At 67.9% G+C, this 8296-nt stretch carries 8 protein-coding genes; 2 read left to right on the forward strand and 6 right to left on the reverse strand.

Annotated elements, in window-relative coordinates:
* Positions 1-7 precede the first annotated feature (7 nt).
* Positions 8-487 carry a very short patch repair endonuclease gene (locus CCR97_RS05510; RefSeq protein ID WP_111355658.1) on the forward strand — a complete coding sequence of 160 codons (480 nt, stop codon included), beginning with the start codon at positions 8-10 and terminating at the stop codon, positions 485-487.
* On the opposite strand, the gene CCR97_RS05515 is transcribed toward CCR97_RS05510, so the two are convergent.
* From CCR97_RS05515 to CCR97_RS05525, 3 genes are all read right to left on the reverse strand, one after another.
* Positions 452-1702: a DNA cytosine methyltransferase gene (locus tag CCR97_RS05515; RefSeq protein ID WP_111355657.1), complete on the reverse strand. Its 1251-nt coding sequence runs from the start codon at positions 1700-1702 to the stop codon at positions 452-454. The two genes, CCR97_RS05510 and CCR97_RS05515, sit on opposite strands and share 36 nt — an antisense overlap.
* Positions 1702-2820: a hypothetical protein gene (locus tag CCR97_RS05520; RefSeq protein WP_146618652.1), complete on the reverse strand. Its 1119-nt coding sequence runs from the start codon at positions 2818-2820 to the stop codon at positions 1702-1704. Before CCR97_RS05520 ends, CCR97_RS05515 begins: the two co-directional genes overlap by 1 nt.
* A 215-nt stretch (positions 2821-3035) precedes the next feature.
* Positions 3036-3686, reverse strand: a complete 651-nt coding sequence (locus CCR97_RS05525) for a recombinase family protein (protein WP_111355655.1) — start codon at positions 3684-3686, stop codon at positions 3036-3038.
* 190 nt (positions 3687-3876) lie between these two features.
* On the opposite strand from CCR97_RS05525, the gene CCR97_RS05530 reads away from it, so the two are divergent.
* Positions 3877-4617: a hypothetical protein gene (locus tag CCR97_RS05530; protein WP_111355654.1), complete on the forward strand. Its 741-nt coding sequence runs from the start codon at positions 3877-3879 to the stop codon at positions 4615-4617.
* A 539-nt stretch (positions 4618-5156) separates the two neighbouring features.
* On the opposite strand, the gene CCR97_RS05535 is transcribed toward CCR97_RS05530, so the two are convergent.
* From CCR97_RS05535 to CCR97_RS05545, 3 genes are all read right to left on the reverse strand, one after another.
* A complete protein-coding gene (locus tag CCR97_RS05535) occupies positions 5157-6230 on the reverse strand; it encodes an AAA family ATPase (RefSeq protein WP_111355653.1) in 1074 nt (357 codons plus the stop codon).
* Positions 6231-6589: 359 nt separating this feature from the next.
* Complete coding sequence (locus CCR97_RS05540; protein ID WP_170145696.1) at positions 6590-6943, reverse strand: BRO-N domain-containing protein; 354 nt, start codon at positions 6941-6943, stop codon at positions 6590-6592.
* Between the two features lie 502 nt (positions 6944-7445).
* The coding region (locus CCR97_RS05545) for a dienelactone hydrolase family protein (RefSeq protein ID WP_201159358.1) at positions 7446-8296 on the reverse strand (851 nt) is incomplete at its 5' end.

Here is an 8296-nt window from a genome sequence, read left to right on the forward strand (position 1 = left end):
AACACAGATGGTCTCGCACCCCCGCCGAAAAAAAGGCGGGCCAACACGGTCTCGGGAGCTGACGGACGTGGGTGCGATCTCGCCGGATGTGCGCTCCAGGATGATGCGGAGCATCCGCAAGAAGGACACCGGTCCCGAGCGCGAAGTGCGGCGGGCGCTGAGGAAGCTCGGATACGGCTACCGGCTCCATGCGGCCGAACTTCCCGGTCATCCGGACATCGTGATGCGTGGTCGTCGCAAGGCGATCTTCGTTCACGGCTGCTTCTGGCATCAGCATGACGGATGCCGGCTCGCGAAGAAGCCGTCCGCTCGCCCCGAGTATTGGCTGCCCAAGCTCGCGCGGAACGTCGAGCGCGACCGCGCCGCCCTCAAGGCCCTGGCGGCGCTCGGGTGGACCTCGCTCGTCGTGTGGGAATGCGAGGTATCGTCCGAGGAAGGCCTGATCTGGCGCCTACAGGAGTTCCTCAGAGATGACGGCACCGCCTGACGGGGCTCGCTCCATTGCTCGGTAGCCCTTCCCCGTGCCCGGATGTGCGGCGTGGACGCCGCGCAGGGCGAGATACTTCCGAGGCATCGGAGCCGGCGTCTCGGCCGGCGGGATCGGGGCGGATGTCGCCGCGACCGCGAGCTTCAGCCGACCGCGGGGCGTGACGTCCAAGAGCTGCTCGGCAATCGAGCGGGCCAGCACCTCGGCCAGGAGCGACGGGACGGCATTGCCAAGTTGGCGGTGCGCATCCGCGTAGGTCCCGATCAGCTTCACGTCCGAGGGGAAGGTCTGCAGACGCGCCATCTCCTCGACGCTCAGGCGACGGTTTGCCCAGTGGAACGGACCCGTGGCTGGACCGGGCTGCGCCTGGATGGTCCAGGAGGGGGCGTTCTTCGCCAGCTTGAGCAGGAACGACCAGTATCGGCGGCGCCAGCCGAACAGAGGCTCACCACCGCCGCGTTCCGTGTGCCACAGGTAGTTCTGCCCCTCGGGGATCGTCGGCAGCAAGTCGGCCCACTTCCCCCGCAGGCGAAGGTCGTCTCCGGCCGAGACGCGCACCTTCCGCAGGGCGTCCCACGCGGTCAGATGCCTCCTCTGCCCCGTGTGCTCGGCTTGATCAGCAGCCGCATGCGTCGGAGAAGGGAACCGGAACTCTCGACCGTCCCTCGCGCCCACGATGAACATGCGTCGTCGAAGCTGAGGCACGCCGAAGTCCGCCGCATTCAGCACGGCCGTGTGTGCCCGGTACCGCGTCCGGCGACGGGTGTTGATCTCGTCCAGGCGAGCGTGGATGTACGTGAGGCCTTCATCTTTCCCGCGAAAGCCCAGGCCCTCCACGTTCTCCATCAGGAACGCGCGGGGCTGCGCCTCCTCCAGCACTCGGAGGTAGTTCTCGAGCGTCGACGCCCGCGGGTCTTCCAGTCGCTTGGTGGACCCCGTCGCCCAGAAGCCCGACTTGGAGAATGGCTGGCAGGGAGGGCCGCCGATCAGCACGTCGGCCTCGCCGCGCTTCAGGCCGGCGGTGCCGAGGATGTCGCGTGTGGCGACGTCGTTGATGTCCGCGCTGATGATTGGCCAGGATCGGCTGGCGTTGAGGGTCTTGGCGCAAACGCCATCAAGCTCGACGGCGGCGGTCGTTTCGAAGCCGGCCGCCTCGAACCCGTAGTCCAAGCCGCCGGCGCCGGTGTAGAGGCTGATCACCCGCAGCGGTTCCATCAGAGCCTCGTCATGGCTGCCGCTTCGAGCACCGGAACAGGGTTTGCGGTCCAGGCGTCGTCCACGCGGACGTTGTTGTTCAGCTTGCCGGGGCACTTTCGGTGCTCGGCCAGCCGGCTGGGCTGGATGTACTTGAACTCCCAGCTTTCCGTGACCGCGTGAAGGCAAGCGGCCAGGATGTTGAAGTCGGTCGGAGCATAGTACCGGGAGCAAGGATCGCTCTTCGACGCCCTTGTTCGTTGGAAGTCGAGCCGCGGAACGCCGAGCCTATCCGTCTCCCGCAGGACGTTCTTGCACTCGATCGTCAAGAACGGCCCGTCCTTGAGCCGCACACGGAGGTCCGGGGCTCCCTCGTCATCGATCCGCTCACAATGCGTGATGCCGGGTGTGCGCTTGAGCACGTCGGCAAGGTGCCTCTCCGCCACCCATCCTCGCACTGCCATCTTCAAGCGCCGAGCCGTCGCGATGAGATCGAGAATATCGTCGGAGCCCAGGTCCAGCTCCTTCGTGAGCGGGTGGCTTGCGATCTCCTCGACAGCTTCGGCTTCGCTCGGGGTCGTGGGGGCTCCGGTGAAGAGGCCCCGCTTCTGCGCCAGTAGCTGCCGGTTGCCAGGGTCGAGCCCTTGAGCGGCACGCTCGAACCGGATCAGGTCCAAGAGGTGCTCGGACGTGCCCCCGACGAGGACCTCGATCGGCTGGTCCTCGCGACCGACGCGGCTCCGCTCCCACGCATGCCATCCGGCCTTGCGGATCTGCTCAGCTTGGCTGTCCTTGTACTCGATGCGGATGAAGAACTTGGTGGGGTTGTGCATCTCCGGGTCGACGGCGACGAAGTGGCCGTCCTCCGGTGAGATGCCGAGAAAGATGGTGGTGTAGAGACCGAGCGGGTCCTGCCAGATGTCGTGGACGTTGTCGGCGAGCTTGCTGCCGTACTTCACCTGGAAGCTCCGCTCGTCCGTCGGCCGGTTCTTGGTCGGGGTCCGGGTCGCAAGGAACGCATACGCCACGACGCCCATCCGCTCGCCGCTGCGGGTCTCGAACGTGATGATGAATGGCGCTTGGTCGGGCTCCGAGCAGTAGATGATGCGGCAGCCCTCGCCTTCGAGCGCGTCGCGCATGAACCGGACCAGTGGCTCCCGGTCGGCGCGTTGGACGCGGTATGTGCGTGGGCTACGGAACACGGCTCATCATCCTCGCCGGCCTTGTACACGAGTCGTTCGTGTCGGGAAGGGATGGCCGATTGTGGGGGCGCCGGAAGCCCGCAGCAAGCCCCGCGGGGGCTTGCGGGGACGAGCTGTGCCGACCGGTGCCCGCAGAAATGACGCCACGGCGCCTAAGCGGCGGCGCCCCTGGCTTCCCACTGGGCCAACACCCTCTCCGCGTCCGCCGGGTCGTTCTTGATCCTGTAGACGGTCTGTCGGCTCAGGCCGGTGGTCTTGGCGACGCGGGTGATCTCGACGCCCTGCCCGAGCAGGTCCCGGACCTCGGCGAACTGCTTCCGGGTGTAGCTCGGCTTCCGGCCGAGGTAGCGGTGATCCTCTCGGCCCTTCGCGGCCTCGATGCCGGCCCGCTGGGCTTCCTTGATCGCCTCGGCGTTCGCCTGTGCGGTCGCGGCCATGAAGGCGATCAGCGCGTCCCGCACGGCCTGTTGCATCGGGTCCGTGGTGGCGCCGTCGAAGGTCAGGTTGTTGATGACGGTGCGGATGACGACGCCACGGCGCATGAAGTCCCGGATGGTGTCGCAGACGTCGGCGTAGTTCCGCCCGAGCCGGTCGACCCACCGCACCACCAGGACGTCGCCGGCCCGGAGCATGTCGAACAGCCGCCGCCCCTGCGGACGATCGCGCAGCCGAGTGCTGATCCCGGAGACGCCATGATCGGCGACGACCTCGTCGATCTTGAACCCGGCCGCCTCGGCGTGGGCTCGCTGGTGGTCGAGGGTCTGCTCGGCGGTCGAGACGCGGGCGTAGAGGATGGTGGACATGGCAGGCTCCGAGACGTCCGTACGGGTCACGTCCGCACAGTAGCCTGTCCGTAGATCGATTTCAACCCGTACGGACGCCGGAAACGAGCACCTCCGCGACGTCCGCGAGGGTATACCCTTGGGGACATTTCGGCGTGATTGTCGCGGGCCCTGCGGTGCCGTATCTCAGGCGCAACCTGGGGAATGCCAGATGATGCGCCTTGCCGTCCTAGTCGCGATCTCCGTCGTTGCGGGCTCCACCGCCGAAGCGGAGACGTTTTCGATCCGATGCACTCACTCCAAGTTCACGGCACCAAGGTTCTCGCCCTATCACGCGACCTTCGATCTCGACGCGAAGCTGATCCTCTTCGAGCCCGCCACCGGACAAGCTCGCCCGGCCACGATCCGAAGCTCGGACGACCAGAAGGTCTTGTTTTCGGTCCACGGCGACGGTGGTGACCTGGAGTTGACGTGGGACCGATCCGAGAACGTATTGGTGTGGCCAGGTTTCATTGGCGACGAGCTGAGACCAGCGCTTCGGCACGTTTGCGAGATCACCGAGACGAGGACCATGGTCTCGGGGCGCGACGACGTGCCAGGGCGTGCCGAAGATGGGATGCCCCCGTTCTCCCTTCGCTGCCACGGGGACCAGGGCCCGTTCTTCTTCACCTTCGATCCGCGGACCAGGAAGGCGTTGATGGAAGGCTACCACTACGGCGGAGCCTATGCAGGAACGATCCGGGAGGCCGACGCCGAGAACGTGGCGTTTTCTCTCGACACCCTCGGATTGAGTGGTTCTTGGCGCCGACGCGACCGAACGCTGACGATGACGGGATATAGCGATGATCCGGCCCGTCGGGCCACGGCCGAATGCAATGAGATCGGTGTCCGCTCGATCATGCACGTCTTGTGTGCGGGGCCTGGTCGGGTCCGAGCGGAGCTGTGCAAATGACACTCGCACGGCCTCTCAGCCCGATAGACGATGTCGCTTAGGGGCAGACCCTCAACACGGGGAGGCTCGACCAGCGGGTCCGGGCTGACGTGCTGTCCGGGCAGTAGATCAACAATCCACCGCGTCCACCGGTTTGTTCGTTTGGGCCGGGCGGGGGGACTTGGCGAGGCGGCGCGGATCGAGGGGGCGGCTCGGAAATTGTCGCCAAAACATGCCGGGCCGTTTCCCCACGGGTCCCATCCGCGGGTCCCCCGGCGCTCTGCTACGCTCCCGGATGGCCGTGAACGGACGCGCTCCGATCGGCGGTGAAGCCGGCCGGGCAGACGTGAAATCGTCCTCGGGCGCGGGGCAGATAACGTATTGTGTAGTCAATGAAAAATGCCGGCGTTCAGCGTTCACGGCCTATGAAGAACATGAACGGTGAAGCGTCGGGCAAGGCGAAGCACCAAGGTGACTTCTTGGGGCGACTGTGACCGCCGTGAACGCGCCGGCCGGGGCGGGTGTCGGACCCGCTGTCTCCCGGTCGGTCGCGTGGTCGCTCAGAAGTCGTTGTGTGCGTCGTCCTCGTCGGCCTCCGCGACATCGGGGAAGGCGTCCAGGCCGCTCTCGCTCGCCCGCGCCGCCTCCACGCATCGCTTCCAGTCCGGCGCCTTGATGAGCCCGCGGGCGATGGCGGTGTTCTTCAGGCCCGACAGCTTGCCGGTCGACACGCCCAAGGCCTTCGCGAGGTCCGCGTCACGTCCGTAGCGGCAGGTCTTCACCAGGGTGACGACCCGCCCCAGCTCGGCGTCCTCGCTCTCCTTCCACCGCCACCGCAGCGTCCCGTCGGCGGCCTCTTCCAGCCACGCACTGGTCTCCACGATGGTGTCGTTCCGGCGCCCGCGGAACTTCGTGAACGCCAGATCGAAGGCGGCTGTGTACCGGGACGCGACGCCACTGTTCGCCTTGAGGCCGATGATCGCCTCGAAGGTCGTCGCGATCTTCGACGACCCGCGGTAGCTCTCGCCGCCCTTGTTGGAGTGGTGGACCAGGATGGTGGCGATCCCCGCCTGCTTCATGCGGAGCAGGAAGGTCAGCACCGGGTTCATCGCCCCGGCGTCGTTCTCGTCGTCGACCCCGGCGAGGACCGAGAAGTTGTCGAGGATCACGAGGTCCGCCTTCATGCCGCGGGCGCGGGCATAGATCGTCTGCTGCCCTTCCGGCGTGGCGATGTCCGGGAACGACGCCTCCGGGTCCTGATGACTGCGCACCAGGAGCCGCAGGTTCTTCGCCGCCGCGTCCACGTCCAGGCCCTCGACGGCGTCCTTCAGGACCACGAGGCGGTCCTTCAGGTCCGCCAGCGCCATCTCACCGTCCACGTAGAGGACGCGGAAGGGGTGCGGCGCCTTCCATCCGAGGAACTTGCCGCCGCCGGCCGCCGCGAGCGCGATCGACAGGGCCGCCATGGTCTTGCCGACGCCGGGCGCCGCCCAGAGCATCAGGCTCTCGCCCTGCTTCATCAGCGGGTCGAGGATGTAGTCGCGGACCGGGAGGTCCACGCTCAGCAGGTCACCGAGGGACAGCGAGCGAAGGCGAGCGCCATCGTCCGCCCCACGGTCATTCCGTTGGGTCATGTTCACCTGTTCGAGGTTGAGGTGGTGGTCGCCAAGCGGCCGGCCGAGCCCGTGAACGGGCAGGGCGGACCGATCTAGGCTGTTAGTGTCCCAATTGCCATTCTGGGCTGCGGGGCGAGATTGTGCTGCCGAGAGTTGAGCGTTCCAGGCTGCTATTGTAGGCCCGATTGATCGGCGGCCGGGCGGAGGCCGGGCCGGTCCACACGGTCCACGTTTATGCTGTTGCTCACCCTTCTGCGCCGCTCGGCTTCGGGCGGCACGAGGCGGGTCCGACGTAGGCTATTACGCAACCTGATTACTTTAGGTCGTGGCGCCGGTTCTCTCCCGGATCGGTCGAGCGCCCCGGTCTAGCCTATTACTCACCCGGTTTCGCCAGTCGCGGTCGCGCCCACCTCCACGGTCGCCGGGTCGGCGCCCGCCAGGACGTAGCCGCCCGTCTTGCGGATCGCCGGCAGCACCTCGCGGGTCACCCAGTCCTTGAAGGGGGCGGCGGTCGGCGCGTCGGACCGCAGGATGAGCTTGTAGAGCCCACTCTCGGACACGGCCGTCGCGCCGAGCCCCCGCAAACCCCGTACCTGAGACGGGGTAACGCCCCGCCTCTCGTCGGCGTCCAGCTTCCGGGTGTGGGTGTTCGTTCCCTTCTCCAGTCCGAGACCCAGCGCCGCGCACACATCCGTCGCCAGGAACCAGGGCGCCCCGTCGAGGGTCACCACGCGGACCTTGTGGGTGGTCTCCAGCCCGTCGATCCGCGTGGTAGCGCGTTGGGCGTTCCGTCAAGGCCCACCACCCGCAGAATGCCGATGATCTCCTGTCCCCGGAACCGGACGCTCAGGTTGTAACCCCCAGGTCAGGCCTGGGGGAAACGAGGGCGGGAGGGGCGCTAGACCCACGGTCCATTCGTGGGGCTTCCCAGACATACCTCGATGCGATGAGCTGCACGCGGAGCGTTGCCGCCTTGCGTTCAATGTCGCTCGTCAGCCGTTGCTTCCTGTCCACCGGTTTGCTACATGGACGCCACCGGCCGACTTGCCGTGCGATCGGAAAAGTCTCTTCCGTTCAATGCCTTGTGGTCCATGGCGCGGCGCGATCCGCCGTTTCCCCTAGGGAGCGCCATCGGCCTTCAAGGCCTTGATCCTCCTGAAAATATTCTACGTCCGCCGCGCCCTCGTGGTTGCGCTTCGTCCGCGTCGGTTTGGGCGCTCGCGTGACCGCGCCTCACCGCCCGCCGAGTTGCTCCGCGAAGAAGTTTCGCGCCGTCGCGATGGCGTCGGCGCGCGCGGCTGCGTTGGCCGGAATGTTCTGGCGGGTGCGGCCGGGGTCGTCGAAATCGTGGGTCGCGCCCGGATAGAGGGTCAGCGTGATGTCCCCGCCGGCGGCGCGGCTCCGCTCCACCAGGGTGACGCACCGTTTCGGCGAGACGTCCTCGTCGGCGTCGCCGATCAGAACCCGGACGGGCGCGTACGGCCGAAGGCCGGCCTTGAAGGCGCCCATCAGGCCGCAGCCGGGATAGAACACCAGCGCGGCCCGGAACCCGGTCGCCGGCGTCGCCGCGGTCCGGCTCGGCCCGGCGTCTTGCGGCCCGGCGCCTCGCGGCGAGGGAGCCTGCGGCCCGTACCCGCGCGGGCGAGCGCCCTGCGGCCCGACCTCTCGCGGCTCCGCCCCGCGAGGCGCGGCCGCCATCGCGGCCAGCACGGCGCTGCCGCCGTTCGACCAGCCCTGCAGGCCGATGCGATCGGCGATCACGTCGTCCCGGCCGCGCAGCCAGGCGAGCGCCCCGTAGGCGTCGAGCGGCCGCACCGTCACCTCGTTCACCTCGGCCGGCCGCTGCGCATGCGTGCCGCGGGCGAAGCCGGCCGGAAAGCCGCGCGGCCCGAAGCCGTCGACCAGCACGGCGACATAGCCTTGCGCGGCCCAGAACCGGCCCCAGAAGGCGTGCCGCCGCGACAGGGTCGAAGCGTCGTAGCGACCCGCGGCGCGCGACGAGTAGGCGCCGCCGCGGCCGTGCATCATCACCACGGCGGGACGGCGGCCGTCGCCGGCCGGCGCGAACAGCCAGCCGACCAGGG

The organism is Rhodoplanes elegans (assembly GCF_016653355.1).
Classification (GTDB): Bacteria; Pseudomonadota; Alphaproteobacteria; order Rhizobiales; family Xanthobacteraceae; genus Rhodoplanes; species Rhodoplanes elegans.

What these genes read in the sequence shown, in the direction of transcription:
- CCR97_RS05510 (WP_111355658.1), top strand. Translation starts at nt 8, where the DNA reads ATGGTCTCGCACCCCCGCCGAAAAAAAGGCGGGCCAACACGGTCTCGG.
- CCR97_RS05515 (WP_111355657.1), bottom strand. Translation starts at nt 1,702, where the DNA reads ATGGAACCGCTGCGGGTGATCAGCCTCTACACCGGCGCCGGCGGCTTG.
- CCR97_RS05520 (WP_146618652.1), bottom strand. Translation starts at nt 2,820, where the DNA reads ATGCGCGACGCGCTCGAAGGCGAGGGCTGCCGCATCATCTACTGCTCG.
- CCR97_RS05525 (WP_111355655.1), bottom strand. Translation starts at nt 3,686, where the DNA reads ATGTCCACCATCCTCTACGCCCGCGTCTCGACCGCCGAGCAGACCCTC.
- CCR97_RS05530 (WP_111355654.1), top strand. Translation starts at nt 3,877, where the DNA reads ATGATGCGCCTTGCCGTCCTAGTCGCGATCTCCGTCGTTGCGGGCTCC.
- CCR97_RS05535 (WP_111355653.1), bottom strand. Translation starts at nt 6,230, where the DNA reads ATGACCCAACGGAATGACCGTGGGGCGGACGATGGCGCTCGCCTTCGC.